We start from the raw sequence: 25,541 nt of genomic DNA on the forward strand, positions 1-25,541 counted from the left end.
TGCTAGACTGCGCAGCATTCAACCGGGACTTTGAGCCCTAACAACCCTGAGGACTTGATATGCAAATGAAGCAAATGTTCAAATTTATCGTCGTGGGTGCTTCGGCAGCGATGGCATTTTCTTCCGCTTCCGTCATGGCGGCAGATATGACAGGTGCTGGTGCAACCTTCCCGTACCCGATCTACGCCAAATGGGCTGAAACGTACAAAGCCAACACGGGCAATGGCCTGAACTACCAGTCCGTCGGTTCCGGCGCTGGCATCAAGCAAATCAAGGCCAAAACTGTTGAATTCGGCGCTTCGGACATGCCTTTGAAGGCGGAAGAGCTGGAAGAAGCGGGCCTGATGCAGTTCCCGGCCATCATGGGCGGCGTGGTCACCATCGTCAACCTGGACGGCGTGGCCCCAGGCCAGCTGAAAATGACGGGTAAAGTCGTTGCCGACATCTATCTGGGCAAGATCACCAAGTGGAGCGCGCCTGAAATCGCCGCACTGAACAGTGGCGTCAAGCTGCCTGACTCGGAAATCACCGTGGTGCACCGCGCCGACGGTTCGGGCACGTCGTTCCTGTTCACCGACTTCCTGTCGAAAACCAATCCGGAATTCAAATCGAAAATCGGCGCTGGCTCGGCTGTGAAATGGGCCGTGGGCGTGGGCGGCAAGGGTAACGAAGGCGTCGCCGCCAATGTGCAGCGTATCAAAGGTTCGATCGGCTACGTCGAGTGGGCTTACGCCAAGAAAAACAAGATGTCGCACACCCAGCTGCAAAACAAGGACGGCAACTTCCTGCAACCTGACGACGAAAACTTCAAGGCGGCAGCCGCTTCGGCACCTTGGACGCAAACCCCGGGCTTCGGCGTGGTCCTGACCGACCAGGCTGGCAAGAACAGCTGGCCTATCACCGGCGTGTCGTTCATCCTGATGCACAAAGTCCAGGCTGACGCAGCCAAGGCCAAAGAAGTCCTGAAATTCTTCGACTGGGCCTACAAAAACGGTGGCGCCGCTGCCGTTGAACTGGACTACGTGCCAATGCCGGCATCGGTCGTGAAACTGGTGCAAGAGTCGTGGAAAGCCAATCTGAAAGACGCATCGGGCAAAGCCATCTATTAATTCGATAGCTTGACCATGTAAGTACCTGACATCCTTGCCCCGCCAGCAGCACGGCGGGGCAGGGAGTTAGCCAGGACCGCCCGCAAGCCCTTGCAGGCGTTCCCGGCTAAAAGAGCACGATAAAAATAGCAGTACCTGCAGTACCACCCATATGGCACACTATGAGCGCACAATCTACCTCCTCCACGATCCCCATGCCAGGCGGCACCATGACCGATTCCATCAGTCACGCGCAAATGCTTTCCACCATGCGCAAGCAGCGCTTCCAGGATTTCATGTTCCACAAGGTGACGATGCTGTTCGCCCTGTCGGTGCTGATCGTCCTCGTCGGCATCATCATTTCGCTGATCATGGAATCGATACCGGCCTTCAAGACTTTCGGCCTGCATTTCATCGTGTCCGCGGAATGGGATCCCGTCAATGACCAGTACGGCGCCCTGATCCCCATCATCGGTACCCTGGTGACGTCGATCATCGCCTTGCTGATCGCCTTTCCCGTCAGCTTCGGCATCGCCCTGTTCCTCACGGAAATCTGCCCGGCCTGGCTGCGCCGCCCGCTGGGCACGGCTGTCGAGCTGCTGGCCGGCGTGCCATCGATCATCTACGGCATCTGGGGTCTGTTCGTGTTCGCGCCCCTGTTTGCGGACCACGTCCAGCCCATCCTGAAAGCCACCCTGGGCAACGTGCCCGTCATCGGCCAGCTGTTCAGCGGCCCCATGATGGGCATCGGCCTGCTGACGGCCGGCCTGGTGCTGGCCATCATGATCATCCCCTTCATCGCTTCCGTGATGCGCGACGTGTTCGAGATCGTTCCTGCCGTGCTGAAGGAATCCGCATACGGCCTGGGCTGCACGCGCTGGGAAGTGGTGCGCAAGATCGTCTTGCCATACACCAAGACCGGCGTCGTCGGCGGCGTCATGCTGGGCCTGGGCCGCGCGCTGGGCGAAACCATGGCCGTGACCTTCGTCATCGGCAACGCGAATAAACTGTCGTGGTCGCTGTTTGCCGCCGGTAACAGCATCACCTCCTTGCTGGCGAATGAATTTGGCGAAGCGCAATCGGCGCTGCACGTGTCCTCGCTGTTCTCGCTGGCCCTGATCCTGTTCGTCATCACCTTTATCGTCTTATCCGCCGCCAAGCTGATGCTGGCTGGCATGTCCCGCAAGGAAGGCACGAAATGAGCCAAGTAAGCACTCTCGACGTTCCGGCCAAGCCGGCCATGAACCCCGTCTACCGCAAGCGCTTGCTGATGCACCGTGTCGGCATCGCCCTGTCGGTGGCCGCCATGGCCCTGGGCCTGGCCGTGCTCGTGTGGATTCTGTTCACCCTGGTGATCAAGGGCTTTGGCGCCTTGTCCATCGACCTGTTCACGCAAACGACGCCGGCTCCCGGCAGCGAAGGCGGCGGCTTGATCAACGCCATCGTCGGCAGCGCCCTGATGGTGGGCCTGGCGACTGTCGTCAGCACCCCGATCGGCATCCTGGCCGGCATCTACCTGGCCGAATACGGTGAAGAAAACAAGCTGGCGCAAGTGACGCGTTTCGTCACCGACATCATGCTGTCGGCGCCATCGATCGTCATCGGCCTGTTCGTGTATGCGCTGTACGTGGCGCATGTGAAACACTTCTCCGGTTATGCGGGCGCCATCGCGCTGTCGCTGATCGCCGTGCCCGTGGTCGTGCGCACGACGGACAATATGCTGCGTCTGGTGCCGAACAGTCTGCTGGAAGCCGCGTTTGCCCTCGGCGCGCCGCGCTGGAAAGTCGCCACCCTCGTGCGCTTGCGCGCCGTGAAAGCTGGCGTGATCACCGGCGTACTGCTGGCATTGGCCCGCATCGCCGGCGAAACGGCGCCGCTGCTGTTCACGGCCCTGAATAACCAGTTCCAAAGCTTCAACATGAATGCGCCGATGGCCAACTTGCCGTCCGTCATCGCATCGTTTGCGATGAGCCCGTACGACAACTGGCGCTCGCTGGCCTGGGGCGGCGCACTGCTGATCACCTTCAGCGTGCTGGCCTTGAATATCCTGTCGCGCACCGTGTTCAGCCAAAAAGTCCCTAATTAAACAGATACCGAGCGAAGCGAACCCATATGAATACGCAAATGCATCCAGCACAAGACCTGGCACCAAAGAAAAAAACCATCGAGATTTCGGGCCTGAACTTTTTTTACGGCAAAACGCAAAGCTTGCATAACGTCAACCTGGACATCCACGAGAAGAAGGTCACGGCCTTCATCGGCCCGTCCGGTTGCGGCAAGTCGACCCTGCTGCGCACCCTGAACCGCATGTACGACCTGTACCCGGGCCAGCGCGCGGAAGGCTCGATCCTGTACCGCGGCCGCAACGTGCTCGACGCGGACCAGGACGTCAACATGCTGCGCGCCAAGGTCGGCATGGTGTTCCAGAAGCCGACGCCGTTCCCCATGTCCGTCTACGACAACATCGCCTTCGGCGTGCGCCTGTATGAAGACCTGTCGAAGGGCGAGATGGACGAGCGCGTCGAGTGGGCCCTGAAAAAGGCCGCGCTGTGGGGCGAAGTCAAGGACAAGCTGACCAAGAGCGGCCTGTCGTTGTCGGGCGGCCAGCAGCAGCGTTTGTGCATCGCGCGCGGCGTGGCCGTGAAACCGGACGTCTTGCTGCTCGATGAGCCGACCTCGGCGCTGGACCCGATCTCGACGTCGAAGGTGGAAGAGCTGATCAGCGAACTGAAACAGGATTACACGATCGCCATCGTGACGCACAATATGCAGCAGGCGGCGCGCTGCTCCGACTACACGGCGTATATGTATTTGGGCGAACTGGTGGAATTCGGCGAAACGGACCAGATCTTCATGAATCCGGCCCGCAAGGAAACGCAGGATTACATCACGGGCCGCTTCGGCTGATCCGCCCGGAATAACGATATACAAGACAACTGAATACGGAGAGACAGCATGATAGGCGAACATTCATCCAAGCAATACGACAACGAACTCGAAGCGATCCGCTCGAAAGTGCTCCTGATGGGCGGCATCGTTGAAACCCAGTTCCTCGACGCGATGACATGCTTTCGCATCGGCAATCCGGAACGCGCCGACCGCGTGATGCGCGAAGACGACGTCGTCAACCAGCTGGAAGTGTCGCTGGACGACGCGTGCAGCCATCTGATCGTGCGCCGCCAGCCGGCCGCCAACGATTTGCGCACCATCATGGCCACCATCAAGGTGATCACCGACCTCGAGCGCGTAGGCGACGAGGCGACGAAAATCGCCCGCGTGGCGAAGAATCTGCACAAGCGGGGCAACGGCGTCGTCAATCACTACGAGATGGTGCGCGGCATTGCCAATACGGCCACCGACATGCTGCACGACGCGCTCGACGCATTCGCGCGCAACGATGGCAAACAGGCATTACAATTAATTGCGCAAGATGCCATCATCGACCATGAGTTTCGGTCTATCATGCGCAACCTGATTACCTTTATGATGGAAGACCCGCGCACGATTTCGGCGGCGCTCGACACCCTGTGGGTGGCCAAGGCCATCGAACGGATCGGCGACCATGCGAAAAACATCGCCGAATACGTGATTTACGTGGTTGAAGGCAAGGACATCCGCCACACCAAGGTGGCTGCTCCCGCCATTTCCGAGGAGCTCCCTGAGTAAGCTTTATGGCATCTGATAAAACCACGGTATTGATTGTTGAAGATGAGCCGGCCATCGTTGAACTGGTGACCTATTCGCTGCGCGAATCCGGCTGGAATTGCTGTTCCGTACAAAACGTCGCCGATGCCTGGGAATTCATCCAGCACCGCACGCCGCACCTGATCCTGCTGGACTGGATGCTGCCGGATCAAACAGGCTTGCGCCTGCTGTCGCGCATCCGCGCCGACCGCAATTTCGCCGCCATCCCCGTCATCATGCTCACCGCCAAGAGCATGGAAGAAGACAAGCTGGCCGGCCTGAACAGCGGGGCCGACGATTACGTCACCAAGCCGTTCTCGCCGCGCGAACTGCTGGCCCGTGCCAAGGCGCTCTTGCGACGCAAGAGTCCGGAACACGCGCAGGCGCCCATGCGCGCCGGCAACGTGGCGCTGGACCCCGTCAGCTGCACGGTGATGATGGATGAACAGAAGATCGATATCGGCCATGCCGAATACAAGCTGCTGAAATTCCTGCTGGCCCATCCGGAGCGCGTGTTTTCGCGCAGCCAGCTGCTCGACAAGGTGTGGGGCGACCATGTGGTGATCGAGGAACGCACGGTCGATGTCCACGTATTGCGCTTGCGCAAGGCCTTGAAAGAGGCGGAAAGCCTGATCAAGACGGTGCGCAGCGTCGGCTACATGTTGTCTGAAAAGTAAAGCTTGACTCTATGAATCCGAAATTGCTGTTCTGGGTACCAGCCGCCTTGCGCATGGTGCTGGCGCTGCTGGGCGTGGCCGTCGTCTGGTATCTGTTTGGCGCCACGTATGCGCTGGGCATCGCCTTCGTGCTGATGGCCATGATGGTGTTCGTGCAGCTGTCGTATCTGTTCCAGCTGAGTAACTGGCTGGACAATCCGCAAAGCGCCAAGCTGCCCGACGGCTGGGGCGCCTGGACCAGTATTTTCGCGCGCCTGTACCGCATGCGCCGCGACGACGAGAAAAACCAGGCCGAGCTGACGGAATGGCTGGCGCGTTTCCGCCAAGCCATGCATCTGCTGCCCGACGGCGTCGTCATCATGGATGACGTGCTGTTCCTCGAATGGTGCAATCCCGCCGCCGAGAAACACTTGGGTCTCACGCACGAGCGCGACAAGGGCATGCGCGTGACCAACCTGATCCGCAGCCCCGAGTTCATGGATTACATCATCCTGGGCCGCTACGACCAGCCGCTGACGATCACTTTCCGCAACCGCAAGCTGATCGTGCAAATCATTCCCTTCGAGAACCGCCGCCAGATCCTCGTCACGCACGATGTGACGGAGACGGAACGCATCGAAATGATGCGCCGCGACTTCATCGCCAACGCGTCGCACGAACTGCGCACGCCGCTCACCGTCATCGTCGGCTTCCTGGAAATCGCTTCCGCCGAGCTGGATCTGGACGCCACCACGCGCGCCTCCCACCTCAAGCTGATGACGGAGCAGGGCCACCGCATGCAGCATCTGATCGAGGACATGCTGACCTTGTCACGCCTGGAATCGGTCGACTACCCGCTGCGCCCCGAGCCCGTGGATATCAAGAAACTGATGCAGCAAGTCTTGCGCGACGCCAAGGGTTTGTCAGCCGGCAAGCATGAGGTGACCATGGAATGCGACGGCCCGGACGTGCTGGGCAGCTATGACGAGCTGTACAGCGCCTTCGGCAACCTGGCGTCGAACGCCGTGCGCTACACGCCGGCCGGCGGCACCATCACCCTGCGCTGGCAGGATGGTCCGGCGGGACCGCAATTCATCGCGCAAGATACGGGCATCGGCATCAGCCAGGAGCATATCTCGCGCCTGACGGAACGTTTCTACCGCGTCGACAAGAGCCGCTCGCGCGAAACCCAGGGCACGGGCCTGGGCCTGGCCATCGTCAAGCACGTGCTGCTGCGCCACGGCGGTTCCTTGGCCATCCAGTCCGTGGCCGACAAGGGCAGCAGCTTTATCGTCAGCATGCCCAAGTCCGTCGTCACGCCGCTGCAGGGCGAATTGCTGGTCAAGTAGGCCACAGGGGGCGCCAGTGTCGCCCCTTGTTTCCCCGGCGACTGGTGCAAGGTTGGTATAAGTCGTTACAATCAGGCCATGACTTTAATCAACGCCTCTTTTCGCCACGCCGGCGCGCAACAACTGGCCCAGTCGCTGCAGGCTGCGCGCCACGATACTTTATCGCTGTTCGACTGTTACGTTACTGCCGGCCTGGACGTGGTGGCCGGCATGCCCCGTCATCCGCGCCTCAATCCGCCCTTGTGGCAACTCGCGCACATTGCCTGGTTTGCCGAGTGGTTCATCCTGCGCGAAGCCGCTTCCAGCCATCCGGCCGACGCTATTTATAACTCGCTGCTGACGCGCGGCGATGACTTGTTCGACGCCAACATGGTGGAGCACCGCGCGCGCTGGAAGCTGGAATTGCCCAGTCCGGGCGCCGTGAAGACGTATTGCCGCGAAGTGCTCGACCGGGTGCTCGATAAACTGTCGCGCGAAGCCAATGTCGACAGCGCCCTGGCGCCGTACCGGCTGGCCTTGGCCCATGAAGACTTGTGTGGCGAAGAAATGCTGGCCGGTTTGCAATGGCTGGGCCTGGAAGCGCCGGAATCGCTGGCGGTCAGCCCGGCTTTGCCGCCAGGGGCCGGTGAGATCGCTTTTCCTGGCGGTACCATCGAACTGGGCTCGCCGCGCGGGGCCGGATTTGCCTTCGACAATGAATCGCCGCCTTATGCCTGCTACGTGCCGCCGTTTTCCATCGATGCCTGCGCCGTATCGAACGCCCAGTTTGCCGATTTTGTCGCCGACGGCGGCTACCAGAACCGCCAGTTCTGGAGTGCGGCCGGCAGCGCCTGGCTGATGCAGCAGGAGCGCTCGTCCCCCCTGTACTGGCTGCGCGAAGCAACACAGTGGCGCACCATGCGTTTCGGCCAGCGCACGACCTTGCCGCCGAATGAAGCCGTGCGCCACATCAATCTGTATGAAGCGCAGGCGTACTGCGCCTGGGCGGGGCGCCGCCTGGCGACCGAGGCGGAATGGGAGTATGCTGCGCTGTCCGCCCATCCACGCTTCCACTGGGGCCAGGTGTGGGAGTGGACGGCGACGCCGTTCGAACCATATCCGGGCTTTGCAGCGGATGCCTGGCGCGAATATTCCGCACCGTATTTCATGCGGCACCAGGTGCTGCGCGGCGCCGCCTTCGCCACGCCGCCACGCCTGCATTCGGCCCGCATGCGCGCCTTCCATGCGCCCGAACGGGGCGACATCTTTGCCGGCCTGCGCACCTGCGCCTGGTAGCGCGTCGAGAACAGACATCATTTCAGGATACCCTTGAGTACAGATAACGCCCCGCAGTTCATTCCCAAACGCATCACGCCCACGCCGGAACAGGTCGCCATCCAGACGGCGCAAAAGAAAGTGGTGTTGATCGACGCCAATGCCGGCGCGGCCAAGACGACGACCCTGGCCCTGCGCCTGGCCGAAGCGCTGCACCGGGGCCGCGCGCCCGAACGCATGCTGGCCCTGGTCTTCACGGAAGCGGCGCGCGTGGCCCTGCGCCAGCGCCTGCTGGAAGTGGGCGTGCCGCTCGGCGTCGTCAAGCGCCTGACCATCGACACCTTCGACGCCTTTGCCGCCAAGGTGCTGCTGCAGATGGAAAACATGCAGGTGGCAGCCATGCGCAGTGATGAAGAGCTGCGCCCGGTAGCCTGGGAGGCGCTGGAAGTGGTGTCGGAAAAGTACGCTCACCGCTATCCGCTGGAAATCAACACGACGAACGGGGCCATCGCCGAATTTTTGAAATTGCAGCTGCGCACCAAGGCGCGCCTGGATTTCCAGAATCCTGACTTCGAGAGCAATTCCCTGGACGACAACCTGGAGCTGCTGGGCATGTCGCGCACGCATTATCTGTGGCTGCGCGAATATGAAGGCTTGCGCGGCGCCGACACGGGCGACATCCAGTTCCGCGCGCCATTCGACGCCACCTACGACCTCGTGCGCATGCTCGATGGCGACGAGCCGCTGCGCCAGCAACTGCCGGCCTTCCAGATCATCGTGGCCGATGAATTGCACGATTTGAATGAAGCATCGTTCCGCCTGCTGACCATGCTCATACGCCGCGGCAACGCGTTTTTCTGCGGCGCCGGGGACAAGGATCAAGTCATTTACACGTGGTCGGGCGCCGACCACCGCTTCCTGCGCCAGCGCTTCGAGCAGGAATTCCCCACCTTGCAGCGCTTGCCGCTGACGGCATCCTACCGCTATGGCCCGCAGCTGGCGCAGGCCGTGGGCGTGCTGAAAAACAAGGCCAGCGTGTCGGCCCTGTCGCGCGCCACCCACATCGAGCTGCTGGAATATGACCATGCGCAGCCGCAGGCATGCAGCGCCCAGCTGATCGCCGCCCTCGAACACGCGCATGCGGGCACGACGGCCATTTTGCTGCGCGACCGCGACCAGGCCATCCGCGTGGAAACGGCGCTGTTCCAGAGCGGCATCGCATATGGCTTGGTGGACATGAACAGCTATCTGCTGAGCCTGGAAGTGCTGATGCTGCGCGGCATGGTCGCCATCGCCCGCAAGGATTTGCACGCGATCAAAAGCGGCCCGCGCCGCGGCGAGATCCTCGAAGCCCTGGTGGCGTTCGCGGAAATCCCTTTTACGCGCGCGGAACTGCAGCAAGCCAAGGCCGACGTGGCCAACTATCCGGACTTGCTGGAAGGCTTTTTGACGAACCAGCTGGCCAAGTCGCAAAACCAGGACAAGGCGGCGCTGACCCTGGCCGCCGTCGATTACCTGCGCGCGCTGCCTCCCGATGCGCTGGCGGGTGACGCGCTGCGGCACATCTTTGGTCTGATGCAGCTGGAACAGACGGCGCGCCGTATCTACGTCGACCCGGCCCAGGCGCGGGTTGTAGCCCGCTCCCTGCACGGTTTTATCGCCGTGTGCAGCGAAGCGGGCGTGGCGCTGGGCGGCTTTGCGGGCTGGCTGGGCGAGATGGAAGAAGCGGTGACGGTCTCGACCGGCAAGGCCAAACTGGTCATCGCCTGCATCGAACAGATCAAGGGCCTCGAATACAACCACGTGATCTTGCCCTACCTGGCCGTCGATGAATTCCCGCGCAGCAAGACCGACCCGCTGGAAGAGGAAAACCGTTTCTATGTGGCCGCCACGCGCGCGCGCGACAGGCTGACCTTGCTGACGCCGGAAGACCCCGCCTACCGTAGCCGCTACATCGCCGCCCTGCAGCTCAAGCAGAAGATTATTGCGCCGAAGTCATAGATCTTTTGCTGTGCGGCGGCTTTTTGCGAAAGACGAAAGCGGGCATACTGGGCTGGTGTGATTGACAGCAATCTAACCAGACAGGAGTAAAGCATGAAGATTTTCTTGACAGGCGCGGCAGGTTTCATCGGCAGTTCCATCGCGGCGGGCCTCGTGCGGGCCGGCCATCAGGTGACGGGGCTTGTGCGCAAACCGGAGCAGGCGGCCGAGCTGGCCACCATCGGCGTGTTGGGGGTGCACGGCGATTTGAACGACCGAGAACTGCTCATTGAGCAGGCGAAGGCGGCGGACGCCGTCATCAATGCGGCCAGCAGCGATCACCGCGGCGCCGTCGAAGCGATCCTTGAAGCGCTGGCCGGCACCAACAAGGTGTTTTTGCACACGAGCGGCTCGTCCATCGTGGGCGATGCGTCGGGCGGCGAGGGCACGGAACAGATTTACTTTGAAGACAAGCTGCCGGCACCGACGGCCGACAAGGCGGCTCGGGTCGCCATCGATGATCTGGTGCTGGCCAGCGCAGGCAAGGGCGTGCGCGCCAGCGTGCTGTGCAACACCCTGATCTACGGCCACGGCGCCTTGCCGCGCGACAGCGTGCAATTGCCCCGCCTGGTGAAACAGGCGCGCAAGAGCGGCATCGTGCGCCACGTGGGGCCGGGACGCAATATCTGGTCCAACGTGCACATCGACGACGTCGTCAGCCTGTATCTGCTGGCGCTGGAAAAGTCGCCCGCCGGCACCTTTTACTTCGTCGAATCGGGCGAAGCGGTTTTCCGCGACATGACGGCCGCCATCGCCACCGCACTGGACCTGGGTCCCGCACAGGACTGGCCGTTGCCCGAGGCCATTGCCGAGTGGGGCTACGAGATGGCGTCCTACGGCCTCGGCTCCAACAGCCGCGTGCGCGGCGAGCGGGCACGCAAGCTGCTGGGCTGGCAGCCGCAGGGACCGTCCGTGCTGGCATGGATCGGGAACGGCATGCTGCGTTCGCCGCACGTCACGCCTGCTTGATACAGCTCAGCAAAACCGCATCAGTGTGCGCTAGCGAACGGTGCTGTTTTGCGATCGGGAGTATGATGGCTTTGCTTGGTTGAGACGCACTGCCGTGAAGTTGGCGGCATGTTCGATCTTCCAGCAGGTCAGCCGGTCGCCTCGAGGATCGGCACCAGATTTCCGCCGCCGGCGCGCTTGCGCTCTGCGGCCGTGCACTGCCACTCCAGGTCGCGGTGTATACTGCGAACCCCTTCAAGGCCGGCCTAGCCGGTCTTTTTTTTGCCTGTTTTTTCTGCCGTTGCGCCATTCACCGCCACCTGTCCGCCATTCGCCGAAGCGGTGTTTTCGCGCGCCCGAAATCCGCGTATCTTTACGATCAACCAACTTCAAGGGGTGACCGTGAAACCTGAACCAGCGTATTACCGCCGTACCCAGCTGCTGTGGGGCGTGCTGCTGATCGCCATCGGCGCCATCATCCTGCTGGACCGGCTCGATGTGATCTATCTCCATGATTACTATGCACTATGGCATTATTGGCCAGTGATACTGGCCGTTTTCGGCCTGAACAAGCTGCTCACGCCCGTGTCCGCCAAGCAGGTACTGAGCGGCCTGTGGCTGATTTTCTTCGCCGCCTGGTGGTATGTATCGTATGAAGAACTGTGGAACTTGAATTTCTACAATAGCTGGCCAGCCTTGCTGATTGCCTGGGGCGTGGGCCTCGTGCTGGAACCGCTGTTGAACAAACATTTTATTGCCTACCGGGAGTCCGAGCATGAAAAATAGACCGCCGCTGCACTCGCCATCGCAGATCGTGCTGGGCGTCATCGTCATCGGCCTGGGGCTGCTGTTCCTGCTCGATAACCTCGGCTTCATCAATGTGCGCTATACCTTCCGCTTCTGGCCCACCATCCTCATCATTTTCGGCTTGCTGAAAATATCGCAAAGCCATTCCCGCTCCGGCTACATCGTCGGCGGCGTGATGGTCTTGCTGGGCCTGAGCTGGACCTTGAAAGCCATGGGCTTGTTCTATATCAACTGGAGCATGCTGTGGCCGCTGCTCATCATTGCCGCCGGCGTGGCCGTCGTGTCGAAATCCTTGCCCGGCGGGCAGCAGCGGCAGCGCCGCCGGCACTTTGCCGCGCCGCCCGATGCCAGCGCCGCGCCCGATTCCTTCGGCCAGGCCAGGAATGGCGCCGTATCGCTCGACAAGGAACCGGCCGATGCCACTGCAGCGCCCGGCGCCGGAGGCCAGGCGGATGACGACAGCATCATCGAAGTGACGGCCATCCTGGGCGGCTACGTACGGCGCGTATCGTCGCAGCGCTTCAAGGGCGGCGATATCAACGTCATCATGGCCGGCTGCGAAATCGACTTGCGCCAGGCCTCGATCGAAGGCGAAGCCGTGCTCAACGTATTTGCCCTGTGCGGCGGCGTCACGATCAAGATCCCGCCCGACTGGAGCGTCGTGCTGCAGGGCACGCCCATCCTTGGCGGTTTCGAAGAAAAGACCATCGTGCCGCCGAACCAGAACAAGCGTTTGTACGTGACGGGCTACGCCATCATGGGCGGCCTGGAAATCCGCAACTAGGCGCGCATGTCCGGCTCCTTGTCGAAGCGGCGCGGCGCCGTGGTGGTGTTGCTGGTCTGCATCGCGCTGGGCCTGGCCCTGGCCTCCATCCTGGCCAGGGTGGCGCACGCGCCCTGGCTCAATGCGATGCTGTTGGTGGTGCCTGCCACGCTCGTGTATGCGATCGGCTCGGGGTTTTCCGCGTTTTATTTGTGCCGCGCCTATCCCTTGCACGCCCGCCATCCGTTCGCCATTGCCAGCGTGATGGGCGTGGCGGCCCTGTTCGCGGGCTTGCTGTGGGCGACCCTGCTGCAATTTTTGAACAGCGTCAGCCAGTTGATGGAGCAGCACTGGCTGGGCGTGAACCTGACGCCATCGCTGCTGGCCCTGTTCTTCGGCCTGGGCGCGCTGCTGTATTGCCTGGCCGCCGCCGTGCATTACCTGCTGCTGGAATTCGTGCGCGCCAGGATGGCCGAGCAGCGGGGCCTGGAAGCGCAGCTGATGGCGCAGGAAGCGCAACTGCGCATGCTGCGCACGCAGATCGATCCGCATTTCCTGTTCAACAGCCTGAACTCCATCAGCGCCCTGACGTCTATCGATGCGGCGGGCGCGCGCCAGATGACGGTGCAGCTGGCCAGTTTCTTTCGCCAGAGCCTGAGCCTGGAAGCGCACAAGCACATCACCGTGCAAGAGGAACTGGTGCTGATCCGCCACTTTCTCGCCATCGAACAGGTGCGTTTCGGCGCACGCCTGCAAGTGGCGGAAAGCATCGACACTGCCGCGCTGGCGTGTCTGTTGCCGCCCATGCTGATACAGCCGCTCGTGGAAAATGCCGTCAAGCATGGTATCTGCGGCTTGACGGAGGGCGGCCTGATCGCCATCGAGGTCCGGCGCGCGGGCAGCCTGCTGCAGATCGCCGTGCGCAACCCCGTCGATGCGGATCAGGGGCCGGCGCGCGGCAACGGCGTGGGTCTGGAAAATGTGCGCCAGCGACTGGCCGGCGCGTATGGCCACGAAGCGGGCGTGCACTGGGCGCGGCGCGGCGCGACGTTTGAAGTAATGCTATCGATGCCGGCACAGACCGGCGACACGGAGGAAGCATGATACAGGCAAGAATGCGGGTGGCCATCGTCGATGACGAATTGCTGGCGCGCAGCGTGCTGCGCGAATACCTGGCGCGCCACGACGATATCGAGATCGTCGCCGAGTGCGCCAACGGCTTTGACGCCGTCAAGGCCATCACGGAACTGGAACCGGAACTGGTGTTCCTCGACATCCAGATGCCGCGCCTGGACGGCTTTGAAGTGGCCGAGCTGATCGGCGCGAAGACGCGTTTGATCTTTGTCACGGCCTATGACCAGTACGCCTTGAAAGCGTTCGAATGCCATGCGCTCGACTATCTGTTGAAACCGTTCAGCGAACAGCGCTTCGACCAGGCGCTGGCCCATGCGCGCGCCAACCGCAGCACGCCCGCCGCGTCCACTGCGGTGCAAACGCTGGCGCGCGAGGCGGCCACGCGCGTCGCGCCACTGGACCGCGTGCTGATACGCGACGGCGCCAAGGTCCACGTCATCGCCAGCGCGCGCATCGACTACATCGAGGCGCAGGACGATTACATCAGCATCCGTTCCGAAGGCAAGTCCTATCTGAAAAGCCAGCGACTGTCGGAGCTGGAAACCCAGCTCGACCCCGCCAAGTTCCTGCGCGTGCACAGGTCGTATCTGCTCAATATCGACGGCATCCGCCGCATCGAGGCGGCCACGAAAGACAGCCACGTGGCCATCCTGCGCGATGACACGCGCATTCCCGTGAGCAAGGCGGGCTACCAAAAGCTGAAATTACTGGTTGGCTAGCTGCACATCCCACCACGTGGGTAGCAGCTGGCGGATTTCCGGGCGCGAAAAACGGTCGTCGATCAGGTAGACGACGCCCTTGTCCGACTGCGTGCGGATCACCCTGCCAGCAGCCTGCACCACTTTTTGCATGCCCGGATACAGATACGTGTAGTCGTAGCCGGCGCCGAAGATGTCGCCCATGCGCTGGCGGATCTGCTCGTTGACGGGATTGATCTGCGGCAAACCCAGGGTGGCGATGAAGGCGCCGATCAGCCGGGCACCGGGCAAGTCGATGCCTTCGCCGAACGCGCCGCCGAGCACGGCAAAGCCGATGCCGCGTGTTTCCAGGCCGAAGCGGCCCAGAAATTGCGCGCGGGCACCGTCATCCATGCGGCGCGGCTGCTGCCAGATGGGCACGTCCGGGTAGTGCTGGGCGAACAAGGTGGCCGTCTTTTCCATGTAATCGAAGCTGCTGAAGAAGGCCAGGTAGTTACCCGGCGTTTCTGCGTATTGCTTTGCCATCAATTGGGCAATGGGCAGCAAGGACGCGGCGCGGTGCTGGTAGCGCGTGGAAATCGTGTCGGCCACGCGCACGGACAATTGTTCCGCCTGGAATGGCGACTCCACGTCGACCCAGGCCGTGTCGGCCGGCATGCCCAGGGTATCGCTGTAGTAATTCCACGGGCTCAGGGTGGCGGAAAACAGGGCCGTGCTGTGGCTGGCCGCAAAGCGTTCCTTGAGAAACGGGGCCGGCACGATGTTGCGGATGCAGACGGTGGAGCCCGTCTCCGTCTTGCTGACGTCGAACAGCGAATGCTCGCCAAAGCTTTCCGCCAGGCGGTTGATCAGCAGCACGTCGAAATAAAAGCGCTGCAAATCTTCGTCCAGGGCCGTGGCATGTTCGGCCATGTAGTCGCCGATGGCTGTCGCCACGCCTTGCAGGGCGCCAAAGAATTTGTCGGGCAAGGCCGCATGCACGTGGTAATCGCCATCCTGCTCTTTCAACAAGGCCGTCCACTGGCGCGAGAGGCGGTCGAGCGGTTTTTTCAAGGTGTCGGGCGCGAACTTGCGCAGCATTTTCAGGTCGATCTGCGCCAGTTCGGCGGTATACATGCTGCGCGCGCGCGACACCATATTGTGCGCTTCGTCGACCAGCACATTGACTTTCCAGTCGTGGGCCAATGTCATGCCATACAGCATGGCGCTGAGGTCGAAATAATAATTGTAGTCGCCGATGACGACGTCGCTCCAGCGTGCCAATTCCATGCCCAGGTAATACGGGCAAATACCCTGCTGCAAGGCGACGGCGCGCACGGCTTCCTTGTCCAGGATCAAACCGCTGGCCAGCGCCACTTCGCGCGCCAGCGGCAGGCGGTCGTAAAAACCCTTGGCCAGCGGACACGATTCGCCATGGCACGCTTTGTCCCGATGTTCGCAGGCGCTGGTCTTGGCGCTCAGTTCCAGTACGCGCAAGGGCAGCAGCGGGGCGCTATCCTTGAGGATGGCGCAGGCGTCGAGCGCCATCTGGCGGCCCGGTACCTTGGCAGCGAGAAAAAACAGTTTATCGAGGCCATGCGCGGCCGTCGCTTTCAACATGGGAAACAGGCTGCCCACCGTCTTGCCGATGCCGGTCGGCGCCTGCGCCAGCAAGCCGCAGCCGCGGCTGCTGGCCTTGTACATGGCTTCGGCCAGCTGGCGCTGTCCCGGGCGGAAATCCGCATGGGGAAAGGCCATGCTGGTGAGTTGCGCGTCGCGGCTGGCGCGGTGCGTCATTTCCTGCTCGGCCCAGTCGAGAAACAGGGCGCAATGCTGTTCGAAGAAGGTGCGCAGCGCTTCGGCCGTGCATTCCTCGTGCATGACGGTTTCCTTCTGGCTGGCGATATCGAAATACACGAGCGCCACGCGCAGCATGGGCAGGTTCAGCTGCTGGCACAGCAAGTGGCCGTAGATGCGCGCCTGCGCCCAGTGCAGCTGGCGGTGGTTGGCGGGCATCGTGTCGAGCTCGCCCCGGTACGTCTTGATCTCTTCCAGCTGGCGCCGCGCCGGGTCGTAGCCATCGGCGCGGCCCCGCACGTGCAGTGGGCCGAAGTCGCCGGAAAGACTAATTTCACGCTGGTAATCGTCGTCGCGCCGGCTCGTCACGGTGGCGTGCCCGGCCATGCCTTCCTGCGCCGTGGGCGAGGGCGTGAAACGCAGGTCCAGGTCGCCCACCTTGGCCGTGAATTCGCACAGGGCGCGCACGGCGATCGTGTACTTCATGCCGCTCATGTGGCCACCTGCCACTGCAGGTAGCACACGCTGACGGGCATGGCGTGCTCGGCGCAATACGCGATCCAGCGCAGCTGGTTGTCTTGCAGGCGGTCGCCCGGACCCTTGACCTCGATCATGCGGTAGCGCCGTTCGGTCGGCCAGAACTGGATCAGGTCGGGAAAGCCGCTGCGGTTGCTTTTAATGTCGAGCAAGATGCGCTCGAACGCCTTTTTCAAGTGCGCGGCCGGGATGCAGGCCAGCGCCAGGTCCAGCAAGCCGTCGTCCAGCACGTCCCAGCTGACGAAGGGCGAGACGATGCCGTGCTTGGCGGCAAGCGTGGCACGGATGGCCGCGTGGTAGCTGTCGTCGTCCAGTTGCGCCAGGCAGGCGGCAAAGTCCTTGCTGCGGCGCTGGTAAAAATCGGCGCTGTGCAAGTCGGCCGGGCCGCGGTGGAACGGGTGGAAGAAGGCGCCCGGCATGGGCTTGAAGATGGCGGGCCAGCACAGCAGGCCGAACAGCGAGTTGATCAGGGTGTTTTCCACGTAGTACACGGGAGAGTCGTCCCGCATCAAATGCTGCTGCACCACGCCTTCCACGTAGCACGTTTGTTCAGGATAGGGCAGCAGCAGGTCGATGCGTTCCACGGCGGCGGGGGCGCTGGCTATCTGTTTTGCCTGGCCCAGCTTGCGCCGCAAACGGGGCGCCATGCGCAGCAGCAATTGCTGTTCCGCTTCGCTTTCCGGCGCCGCCAGGGCGATCGTCAGGCGCTCATAGGCCGCTTGCGGCTGCTCATCTTTTTCCAGCACGCGGATGGCGCGGCCCCGCGCGCCCGGATAGCGGCAATCGGCGTAGGCGCGGTAGGCGGCCGGCCAATCCTGGCATTTTTCCAGGTGCTGGGCGATCTGGAAGCGCAGCTTGTCGCGCCGGCTGGCCAGCCAGGTATTGTCCTCGGACAAGGGCAGCGCAGCCAGTTCCTGCAGCACCTCGTCGGCCGGCGCGCTGTCGTTGTAGCGTTCGCGGCACTGGTGCAGCACTTCATAGTGTTCGATATCCTGGCGCGTGCGAAAGCCGCGCGACTGCGGCGAGAATTCCACTTTTTCGTATTGATACACGCCAAGGTCGGACAGCACGAATTCCGACCAGTCCTGGTGGTAGTTGCCAAAGTAAATCAGGCGCAGGCGGTCGCACAGCGCTTGCAGGCCGATGCGGTACAGCACGTCGGTGCAGGCCGGATGCCATGCTGAGAATGGTTTACTTTCCGTATGCCGCTCGCGCAAGGCGTCCAGTTGCTCGGCCTTGCGCGCCGTCTTCAGCGGTGCGGCGAGGCCGAAGGCCTGGGCGATTTCTACTTTCAGCAGCAAGTCGAACAGTTCGTCGAGCGCGATGACGGGATCGGCGTCGACCCATTCCAGGGCCAGCAAGGGCAGGGCGGCCGCGCGCGTGTCGCCGATTTCCGGGTAATTGAGCTTGCTGGCGCGAAACAGGCACCCCTTGCGCATGACGAGGCGCACGAACAGGGCGCGCGAGGGCTGCGGCAATGCGCCGAAGGCGGCGATGAACTGCGTTTCTTCAGGACTCAGCAGATCGGCGTAACGCGCGCTGATCCAGCTCAGCACATCCTGGAAATTATCCAGATAGTACAGGGGATTTTCCAGGACTCTCAACATGGGGGCAATAGGGCAAGGTGATGGTTTTTACTGTGTTTATATACAGTTTAAACCTTCAGCCGCCGCTTGCCCAGTGATTTTATGTTCAGTCATCCGTGCTGTAGGCAAAACAGCTGTCGAACTTTTCACAGGGAATCAGTTCTGCGCGCAGGCTGGCCAGTTCGATATCGGTCAGCAATCCCCTGTGCGTTTCCGTGCGTCCCTTGGGCAGCGCCACTTCGTAATCGATGATGTCCCTGGCCAGCAAGGCGTGCAACACTTCGGCTTGCCGCGCCGTCAGGTAGCGCGCATGCGTGCCCAGGGTTTTTGCCAGTTGCTCCTTGAATGCCTCGTCGCTGACGTCGTTGTACGTATCCTGGTCGGCCATGCTGTTCAACAACATGTGAACCATGAAATCTTGCAGGTTTTTCGCCAGGTACCGGGCTTCATTCTCGTCATGCCACAGCAGTACGATGGGCATCTCGCCGTCTTGCTCGCTTGACGCGAAAAAGCAGTAGTGGTCGCCCGCGCCCGTTTGCGCAAACGGGATGAACTGGAAGGCGGGATCGATCTGACGGTAATCGTCCGTATCCAGCAAGGTTTCCGCTTCGGCGGCGACGGCTACGATGTTGAGCAATTCGAAATCGTCCGCATGCAGCAGCAGGGTGGGCCGCTCCGTCAAGGTGGGGTAGACGAGCTTGTACCAGTCGGGGCCGTATTCGCCCACGGCCAGCATGCCGTCGCGCTCCAGCTGCCGATACAATGCGGGATAGGTGAAGCCGTGCTGCTGTTCAATTTCTGACAGTGTCATGTTTGCCCCGTTCAACGTGATTCGTCTGGGCATGATAGCCGAGGCCGTGCCTCGCACGCTTCACGGCAGCAACGATGGACATCATTAATAAACATTTAAGTTTGCTTATGTGGCATGGTCACGTATGCTTGCCAGACTAACATCCGCCGAACCCGCATGAAAAACATCATCCTTATTTCCGCCGCCTGCCTGCTGGCGCTGCTGTCGACCATCGGCGCCTCGCTGCCATACCCGATCCTGCCGCCCCTGTTCGCGGCCGAGGCGCCGAATGCCTTCAACAATTTCCTGGGCTTGCCGTCGAAATTGCTGTTCGGCCTGGCGCTGACCATCAACCCGCTGGGCTTGCTGATCGGCTCGGCCTTGCTGGGTCCCTTGTCCGACCGCTATGGCCGCCGTCCCTTGCTGATGCGCACGGCCGTGGGCGCCGCCATCGGCCATGCCATCACGGCCTGGGCGCTGGTGATCCAGTCCTATCCACTGTTTATTGTCGCCCGTTTCATCACCGGTTTGCTGGAGGGAAACGGCGCCGTGGCGCGCGCCATGCTGGCCGATCAGTTGACGGGGCCGCTGCGCCTGCGCGCCATGTCGTGGCTGAACGGCGCGTTTTACCTGGGCTGGCTGGTGGGCCCGATCCTGGCGGGCGCGACCCTGCATTGGGGCGTGACGGTGCCGTTCTGGATCGCCGCCGCCGCCCTGATGCTCGTCGCCGTGCTGGTGGCCGTGGGTTTACAGCGTGAAACGCCCTCGTTATTGACGACGTCATGGTGGCAGGTCGCGCGCGACCGCCATTCGCTCAATTTGCTGCGCCATGAGGAGCTGCGCACCCTGTTCATCGTGCAACTGGCATTTACGTGCGGCGTGGCCAGTTTTTACGAGTTCTATCCACTGTGGCTGGTCGAGACGGCCAATTACCATGCACAGGAGATTGCCTGGGTGAACGTGGGCCTGTGCGGCACGATGACCATCACGTCCTTGCTGGCGGGCGGTCCCAGCCGCCATGCGCCGCTGCTGCGGGCCTGCTGGTATGCGTGCGGCGTGGCGCTGGCCGTAGGGATCTTGGCGCTGGGTAATATCTGGGTGGGCATCGCCGCCATCGTCCTGTTCGGCATTCCGAATGCGCTGTACAACACGGTGATACAGGGCTGGTGCGCCGAGCGCTTCAGCGCGCACGGACAGGGCGCCGTGATGGGTTTGCTGGCCACTACGTTTTGCATCGCCAACATCGTCGTCGCCCTCAGCGGCTCGGTGCTGACCCTGATCGACACGCGGCTGATACTCGTCGCGGGCGCCTTGTCCGCCGCCTGGGCCGCGTGGCGCATGGCGGCCTGGCGCCGCCAGCTGGACGGCGCCGTCGAGGCGAAGGCATGCCAGGATTTCTGCAGCTAGGCTCAGGCTATTTCGGGGGTATGGGAGGGGGCGAATACCGGACCCTGCCGGTGAATTCTTGTAGGTCGGGTAGGTCGGATTAGCGCGCAAGCGCGTAATCCGACATCACCATCAGCGCCAGCAGTGCGTCGGATTACGCGCGGCCTTGCCGCGCCTCGGCGGCCCCGCTAATCCGACCTATGGCTTACTTTTTGGCAGCCTTCGGTTTGGCCGCCGGCGCTGCTTTTTCAGGTGCGGCCGTGGCTTTTTCCGTGGCCTGCGCCACTTGCGCGCTGGCCTTGGCGATCTGCTCTTCCACGGTCTTCACGGCCTGTTTCGTGGCCTTGGTCACTTGCTCGTAGCCGAGAAAGGCATTATCGATGGCGGCCTTGACGATGGCGACGGCGTTTTCCGAGCCTGGAGGCACGTTTTTCGTGACGTCGTAGATCAGGGCGCTCAGATTGCTTTTTGCTTCGGCCACGTGGGCTTCGGCGGCCGTGGTGAATTCCGTGTGGATTTCCTTGATGATGTCGTCGAGTTGCTGTTTATACGCTTTGGCGCCGGCCACGCCCGGTTGCAGCTGTGCAGCGGCGGCTGCCATGGCGGCCTTCGGATCCTTGGCCTGGCTGATTTCCTTGCCGGCGGCGATGCCATCCTCGATGCCGGACTTGGCGGTGGCCATGTTCAATGCCAGCACCTGTTCCACGCCTTGCACGGCCTTCGAGGTGAGGGTGTTGAAGGTCATCAGCTGGAATTCAAACAGGGCCTTGGTGGCCGATGCGAATTGTTCGGGATTCGTAAACATGTGGTCTCCTCGGTTTGAATAGATACGTTCTTATCGTTCCATACTCTTTCGACGCCGCAATGCCATCGCTTGATCTCAAGCCGGTGCCCCGTGTGGTCATGGCCCCATTATTTAGCAAGCGCCGGTTTTTCGCAACGGCTATCTTTGTACGGTCCCGAGGCCAGTTCCCAGCCAAATCCCAGGGTGGACTGGGCGCACGACAGGGTGCCGTCGATCTTGCTGCGCCATTTGTACCAGGGGGCAGGTCCGGCCATTGCGCAGGCGCACACTGCCAGCAGGGCCGTGGCGATCAGGTATTTCATGGTTGCTCCGAAAGAAATGCTTGAGGGCATTGTAGCGCGCTTGCCGTTCAGGGCGCGGGCGATTGCGGCGCCACGGCGGGCAGCTGCAGGGTGAAGGTGGTGCCGCTGGCGTCGCCCGTGCTGCTGGTGGCGTCGATATGGCCGCCCAGCACGCCCGTGACGATGTTGTGCGCCACATGCAGGCCCAGGCCCGAGCCGCCGGAACCGAGCTTGGTCGTGAAGAAAGGGTCGTAGACGTGCACGAGGTCGTCGGCGGCGATGCCCACGCCCGTGTCGGCGATGGACATGGTGATCGTTTTGCCGTCGTCGCTGCCGCGCGCCCTGATGTGAATGGTGCCGCTGCTGCGGCCCTCAAAGGCGTGGCGCAGGCAGTTTTCCAGCAGGTTGCTCAGTACCTGGCCCAGCGGACCCGGATAGCTGTCCATCGCCAGGCCCTCGGGCACATCCTGCGTCAGGCTCAGGCCGGCGGCCTTGAGCTGCGTGCACAGGGGCAGCATCAGCTCGGCCACGAACTGGCGCAGCAGGAAGTGGCGGCGTTGCGAGCTGGCGCGGTCGACGGCGATCTGCTTGAAGCTCGAGACGAGGTCGGCCGCGCGCTGCAGGTTGCGCAGCATGATGGCGTCCGCCTCGCTGGCCTGCGTCAGGTAGGCGCCCAGTTCGGAACGGCGCAAACCGTCGAGGAAGCTGGCCTGGATTTCGCGCGTGCGTTCGGCCATGGTGGTGGCTACCACGAGGCCGTTGCCGATCGGCGTATTGAGTTCATGTGCGATGCCGGCGACGAGCGCGCCGAGCGCGGCCAGCTTGTCGCGGCGCACCAGTTCTTCCTGCGTGATGGACAGGTTTTCCAGCGCGGCGGCCAATTCGCGGTTCGTCTGCTCCGATTGTTCCTTGGCCTGCGTCAGGGCCGCCGTACGTTCGGCCACCAGTTCTTCCAGGTGGGTGCGGTGGCGCTGCAGCTCGCGTTCGTGGCGCATGCGGCCAATTGCGATGCCGGCCAGGTCGGTCGCCGTGTCGATCAGCTCGAGGTCGCGCGCGTCGGGCAGGCGCACCTCGCGGTAGTACATGGCGAACGAGCCGAGCACGGCGCCATCCTGGCCGAAGATGGGCTGCGACCAGCAGGCGCGCAAGCCGAACGGCGCGGCCAGTTCGCGGTAGGGCGCCCACAGCGGATCGCACATGATGTCGCTGACCACCACCGGTTCCCGCAGGGACATGGCCGTGCCGCAAGAGCCTACGCCGGGGCCGATGGCCACGCCTTCGAGCAGGGCCATGTAGTCTGCCGGCAGGCTGGGGCCGGCCGCGCTGTGCATGTGGATGCCGTCATCGTCGAGCAGCATGATGGAGCAGAGCACGCCGCGCGACTGGCCTTCGATCAACAGCAGCAGCTGGTTCAGCGTGGGAATCAGGGGCGCGCCCTTGGCGACCATCTCCAGCAGGGCGCTCTGGCCCGAGCGCATCGCTTCGGCGAGGTTGCGCTCTGTCAAGTCGATGATGCGCGCATGCACGAGCTGGCGGCCCGGCACGGACAGGCGCATCAGGCGGATTTCGCAGGCGATCGGGCGGCTGTCGCGGTGGCAGCAGCTGGCGCGGAAGACGACGATCTTGCCTTGCAAGGTATCGCGGATCTTTTCTTCCAGCAGCTGCGGCGAAGCGCGTCCATCGCTCTGATGTTTGGGGAACAGCGGCTCCATGCCGCCTTGCAGCAGCTCGGCCAGCGGCATGCCGAACAATTCTTCGGCCAGGTGGTTGGCGTCGATCAGCAGGCCGTTGTCGATATCGAACAGCAGCACGGCGTCGGGCGAACCGGCCAGTATCGAGTGGTAATTGACTTCCAGCGTTTGCGGATGCAGGGGGCGCGGCGGCGTGGTCGCGCGCGGCGCCGGCGTCTCGGCCTTGTGCAGCGCCAGTTCCATGAGGATTTTTTCCGCCACGTCGCGCGCATTGAAGGGCATCTTGATGTAGTCGGAGGCGCCGGCGCCCACGCTGCGGCCCTGCTCCTCGGCGCTGGGCGTGGCCGACATCAGCAGCAGGGGCACGCCGTGGCGTCCGCCCGCATTGCGCAAGCGCATGCAGGTGGCGCCGATATTCGAGCCCGCCAGGGCCGCGTCGAGCAGGATCAGGTCCGTGCCGCCGGCCGCCAGTTCCACGCCTTTGTCGATATCGCCCGCCAGTCCCGTGCCCAGGTTATGCCGGTCCAGCATATACAGCAGTTCGCGCACATCGTTCGGCGAATTGCTGACCAGCAGCACATTGGCCCGGTCGGTGATGGAAGAAATCAACTGGTTCATGGTGTCGCGCCCTTACGCGTTTCATGGGCCTAGTATTACATCAAGGCAAGTAGGAGTAAACGATAATTCTTGATGACTAAAAGCAATGCGGATGGGTCTCGTTTACGCGGCGTTTTGCGCTGCGGGCGCCGCGGCCAGGTCGGCGCGCGCCTGTTCGATGCGCGGGTAATTATCCTCGATCCAGTCGACCAGCACGGCCAGGCGTTCGGCCGCCTCGCGTCCCAGCGGCGTGAGGCTGTATTCCACCTTGGGCGGTATCACCAGATACGCCTGGCGCAGCACGAAGCCGTCGCCGGTCAGCGCTTCCAGCGTTTGCGCCAGCATTTTTTCGCTGACGCCGCCCACTTCGCGGCGCAGCTCGCTGAAGCGCCGCGTGCCGCTCAGCAGCAGTACCAGCACCAGCACGGCCCAGCGGCTGGTCAGGTGGCTGAGCACGGCGCGCGACGGGCAGGTGGCCGCCAGCAGGTGGGCGTCCCGGGTTTGCCGGGCGAGGGCGGCGCGCAGGCTGGCGCCGGGAGTGTCTGTGGACATGATAGTTGGCCTTGTTAAGGTGGATGGCAATCATACTTACCAAAAGGTACGTACTTACAATAAGTAAGTAATAGTCCTATTATAGGGTTTTACCACTCACGTACCAAGGAGAAATCATGATCGTCATCACCGGCGCCACAGGCAATCTGGGCCAGCACGTCATTGCCAGCCTGCTCAAGTCCGTTCCCGCAGCCAATATCATCGCCGCCGTGCGCAACCCTGGCAAGGCCGCCGACCTGGCCGCCAGGGGCGTGCAAGTGCGCCAGGCCGATTACAGCGATGGCGCCAGCCTCGACGCGGCATTCAAGGGCGCGACGAAGATACTGCTGATCTCGTCGAGCGAAGTGGGCCAGCGCGCCCAGCAGCACCAGAACGTCATCGATGCGGCCAGGCGCGCCGGCGTATCTCTGCTGGCCTATACCAGCGTCTTGCGCGCCGACACGTCGCCGCTGGGCCTGGCCGCCGAGCACGTGATCACGGAAGCGGCCATCCGCGCGTCCGGCCTGCCTTACAGTGTCATGCGCAACGGCTGGTACCTGGAAAACCATACGGAACACCTGGCGCCCGTGCTCGAGCATGGCGTCGTGCTGGGCGCGGCGCAAAACGGGCGCTTCTCGTCCGCCGCGCGCGCCGACTACGCAGCGGCAGCTGCCGCCGTGCTGACGGCGGCCCAGCCGCAAGCCATCTATGAACTCGCTGGCGACCAGGGCTTTACCCTGGCCGAGTACGCGGCCGAAGTGGCGCGCCAGTCGGGCAAGGCGATCGTGTACAAGGATTTGCCGCAGGCGGACTTCAAGGCGGCGCTGGTGAGCGTGGGCGTGCCGGAAGGCTTTGCCGATCTGCTGGCCGACTCCGATGCGGGCACGGCCAAGGGCGGCCTGGAAGACCATGGCAAGCAATTGAGCGCGCTGATCGGCCGTCCGACGACGAGCCTGCTTGACGCCGTCAAGGCGGCGCTGGCCAAGTAAGGGGAGGGAGGATGCCGTGGCAGCACGGCATCCGGAAATGAAAAAAGCCGCAAACTCGTGAAAGTTTGCGGCTTTTTTGCGAATTAGGTAATGGTGCCCACGAAGGGACTCGAACCCCTACACCCGAAGGCACATGGACCTGAACCATGCG

Annotated in this window: 23 protein-coding genes; 16 read left to right on the forward strand and 7 right to left on the reverse strand. The window is 62.6% G+C overall.

Annotation, left to right across the window (positions count from 1 at the left end):
• The first annotated feature begins 59 nt into the window (after positions 1–59).
• From pstS to IGS55_RS12560, 14 genes are all read left to right on the forward strand, one after another.
• Positions 60–1,109: a phosphate ABC transporter substrate-binding protein PstS gene (gene pstS, locus IGS55_RS12495; RefSeq protein WP_128139855.1), complete on the forward strand. Its 1,050-nt coding sequence runs from the start codon at positions 60–62 to the stop codon at positions 1,107–1,109.
• 209 nt (positions 1,110–1,318) lie between these two features.
• Positions 1,319–2,290 carry a phosphate ABC transporter permease subunit PstC gene (pstC, locus tag IGS55_RS12500; protein ID WP_223278949.1) on the forward strand — a complete coding sequence of 324 codons (972 nt, stop codon included), beginning with the start codon at positions 1,319–1,321 and terminating at the stop codon, positions 2,288–2,290.
• Positions 2,287–3,174, forward strand: a complete 888-nt coding sequence (gene pstA, locus IGS55_RS12505) for a phosphate ABC transporter permease PstA (protein ID WP_139091291.1) — start codon at positions 2,287–2,289, stop codon at positions 3,172–3,174. Before pstC ends, pstA begins: the two co-directional genes overlap by 4 nt.
• 38 nt (positions 3,175–3,212) lie before the next feature.
• Entirely contained in the window at positions 3,213–3,995 is a 783-nt protein-coding gene (gene pstB / locus IGS55_RS12510) for a phosphate ABC transporter ATP-binding protein PstB (RefSeq protein ID WP_230518769.1), read from the forward strand.
• Between the two features lie 48 nt (positions 3,996–4,043).
• A complete protein-coding gene (phoU, locus tag IGS55_RS12515; protein ID WP_034778131.1) occupies positions 4,044–4,754 on the forward strand; it encodes a phosphate signaling complex protein PhoU in 711 nt (236 codons plus the stop codon).
• A 5-nt stretch (positions 4,755–4,759) separates the two neighbouring features.
• Positions 4,760–5,449 (forward strand): response regulator, encoded by a 690-nt coding sequence (locus IGS55_RS12520; RefSeq protein WP_034755074.1) that lies wholly within the window; start codon positions 4,760–4,762, stop codon positions 5,447–5,449.
• Between the two features lie 11 nt (positions 5,450–5,460).
• The gene (phoR, locus tag IGS55_RS12525) at positions 5,461–6,777 is read left to right on the forward strand and encodes a phosphate regulon sensor histidine kinase PhoR (RefSeq protein ID WP_128139852.1); all 1,317 of its coding nucleotides are present in this window, start codon (positions 5,461–5,463) and stop codon (positions 6,775–6,777) included.
• Between the two features lie 78 nt (positions 6,778–6,855).
• On the forward strand, positions 6,856–8,052 hold the full coding sequence (senA, locus tag IGS55_RS12530; RefSeq protein WP_230518770.1) for a selenoneine synthase SenA: 1,197 nt from the start codon (positions 6,856–6,858) through the stop codon (positions 8,050–8,052).
• Positions 8,053–8,085: 33 nt separating this feature from the next.
• Complete coding sequence (locus tag IGS55_RS12535) at positions 8,086–10,032, forward strand: UvrD-helicase domain-containing protein (protein ID WP_230518771.1); 1,947 nt, start codon at positions 8,086–8,088, stop codon at positions 10,030–10,032.
• 93 nt (positions 10,033–10,125) lie between these two features.
• Positions 10,126–11,040: an NAD-dependent epimerase/dehydratase family protein gene (locus IGS55_RS12540; RefSeq protein WP_230518772.1), complete on the forward strand. Its 915-nt coding sequence runs from the start codon at positions 10,126–10,128 to the stop codon at positions 11,038–11,040.
• Positions 11,041–11,421: 381 nt separating this feature from the next.
• Positions 11,422–11,805 carry a LiaF transmembrane domain-containing protein gene (locus IGS55_RS12545; RefSeq protein ID WP_034755139.1) on the forward strand — a complete coding sequence of 128 codons (384 nt, stop codon included), beginning with the start codon at positions 11,422–11,424 and terminating at the stop codon, positions 11,803–11,805.
• Complete coding sequence (locus IGS55_RS12550) at positions 11,795–12,610, forward strand: LiaI-LiaF-like domain-containing protein (RefSeq protein WP_230518773.1); 816 nt, start codon at positions 11,795–11,797, stop codon at positions 12,608–12,610. Before IGS55_RS12545 ends, IGS55_RS12550 begins: the two co-directional genes overlap by 11 nt.
• A gap of 6 nt (positions 12,611–12,616) precedes the next feature.
• Positions 12,617–13,693: a sensor histidine kinase gene (locus IGS55_RS12555; protein WP_230518774.1), complete on the forward strand. Its 1,077-nt coding sequence runs from the start codon at positions 12,617–12,619 to the stop codon at positions 13,691–13,693.
• An 11-nt stretch (positions 13,694–13,704) separates the two neighbouring features.
• A complete protein-coding gene (locus tag IGS55_RS12560) occupies positions 13,705–14,442 on the forward strand; it encodes a LytR/AlgR family response regulator transcription factor (protein ID WP_230518815.1) in 738 nt (245 codons plus the stop codon).
• Here the strand turns inward: IGS55_RS12560 and IGS55_RS12565 are convergent.
• The 3 genes from IGS55_RS12565 to IGS55_RS12575 form a co-directional block, all read right to left on the reverse strand.
• A complete protein-coding gene (locus tag IGS55_RS12565) occupies positions 14,428–16,683 on the reverse strand; it encodes an ATP-dependent DNA helicase (RefSeq protein WP_230518816.1) in 2,256 nt (751 codons plus the stop codon). The genes IGS55_RS12560 and IGS55_RS12565 overlap by 15 nt on opposite strands.
• Positions 16,684–16,688: 5 nt before the next feature.
• Entirely contained in the window at positions 16,689–18,341 is a 1,653-nt protein-coding gene (locus IGS55_RS12570) for a VRR-NUC domain-containing protein (RefSeq protein WP_230518775.1), read from the reverse strand.
• Between the two features lie 85 nt (positions 18,342–18,426).
• The gene (locus IGS55_RS12575) at positions 18,427–19,131 is read right to left on the reverse strand and encodes an SMI1/KNR4 family protein (protein ID WP_230518776.1); all 705 of its coding nucleotides are present in this window, start codon (positions 19,129–19,131) and stop codon (positions 18,427–18,429) included.
• Between the two features lie 156 nt (positions 19,132–19,287).
• Between IGS55_RS12575 and IGS55_RS12580 the strand changes: the two genes are divergently transcribed.
• A complete protein-coding gene (locus IGS55_RS12580; RefSeq protein ID WP_219329798.1) occupies positions 19,288–20,517 on the forward strand; it encodes an MFS transporter in 1,230 nt (409 codons plus the stop codon).
• 184 nt (positions 20,518–20,701) lie between these two features.
• Here the strand turns inward: IGS55_RS12580 and phaP are convergent, their stop codons facing one another.
• The 4 genes from phaP to IGS55_RS12600 all read right to left on the reverse strand — a co-directional run bounded on the left by phaP (position 20,702) and on the right by IGS55_RS12600 (position 24,422).
• Entirely contained in the window at positions 20,702–21,301 is a 600-nt protein-coding gene (phaP, locus tag IGS55_RS12585; RefSeq protein WP_230518777.1) for a TIGR01841 family phasin, read from the reverse strand.
• A gap of 107 nt (positions 21,302–21,408) precedes the next feature.
• Entirely contained in the window at positions 21,409–21,603 is a 195-nt protein-coding gene (locus IGS55_RS12590; protein ID WP_230518778.1) for a hypothetical protein, read from the reverse strand.
• A 47-nt stretch (positions 21,604–21,650) separates the two neighbouring features.
• Positions 21,651–23,891, reverse strand: a complete 2,241-nt coding sequence (locus IGS55_RS12595) for an ATP-binding protein (RefSeq protein ID WP_230518779.1) — start codon at positions 23,889–23,891, stop codon at positions 21,651–21,653.
• 102 nt (positions 23,892–23,993) lie between these two features.
• Positions 23,994–24,422 (reverse strand): winged helix-turn-helix transcriptional regulator, encoded by a 429-nt coding sequence (locus tag IGS55_RS12600; RefSeq protein ID WP_230518780.1) that lies wholly within the window; start codon positions 24,420–24,422, stop codon positions 23,994–23,996.
• Between the two features lie 116 nt (positions 24,423–24,538).
• Between IGS55_RS12600 and IGS55_RS12605 the strand changes: the two genes are divergently transcribed.
• Positions 24,539–25,390, forward strand: coding sequence for an SDR family oxidoreductase (locus tag IGS55_RS12605; protein ID WP_230518781.1), 852 nt, complete (start codon positions 24,539–24,541; stop codon positions 25,388–25,390).
• Positions 25,391–25,541: the final 151 nt, after the last annotated feature.

The organism is Janthinobacterium sp. EB271-G4-3-2 (assembly GCF_020858035.1).
Lineage (GTDB): Bacteria > Pseudomonadota > Gammaproteobacteria > Burkholderiales > Burkholderiaceae_D > Janthinobacterium > Janthinobacterium aestuarii.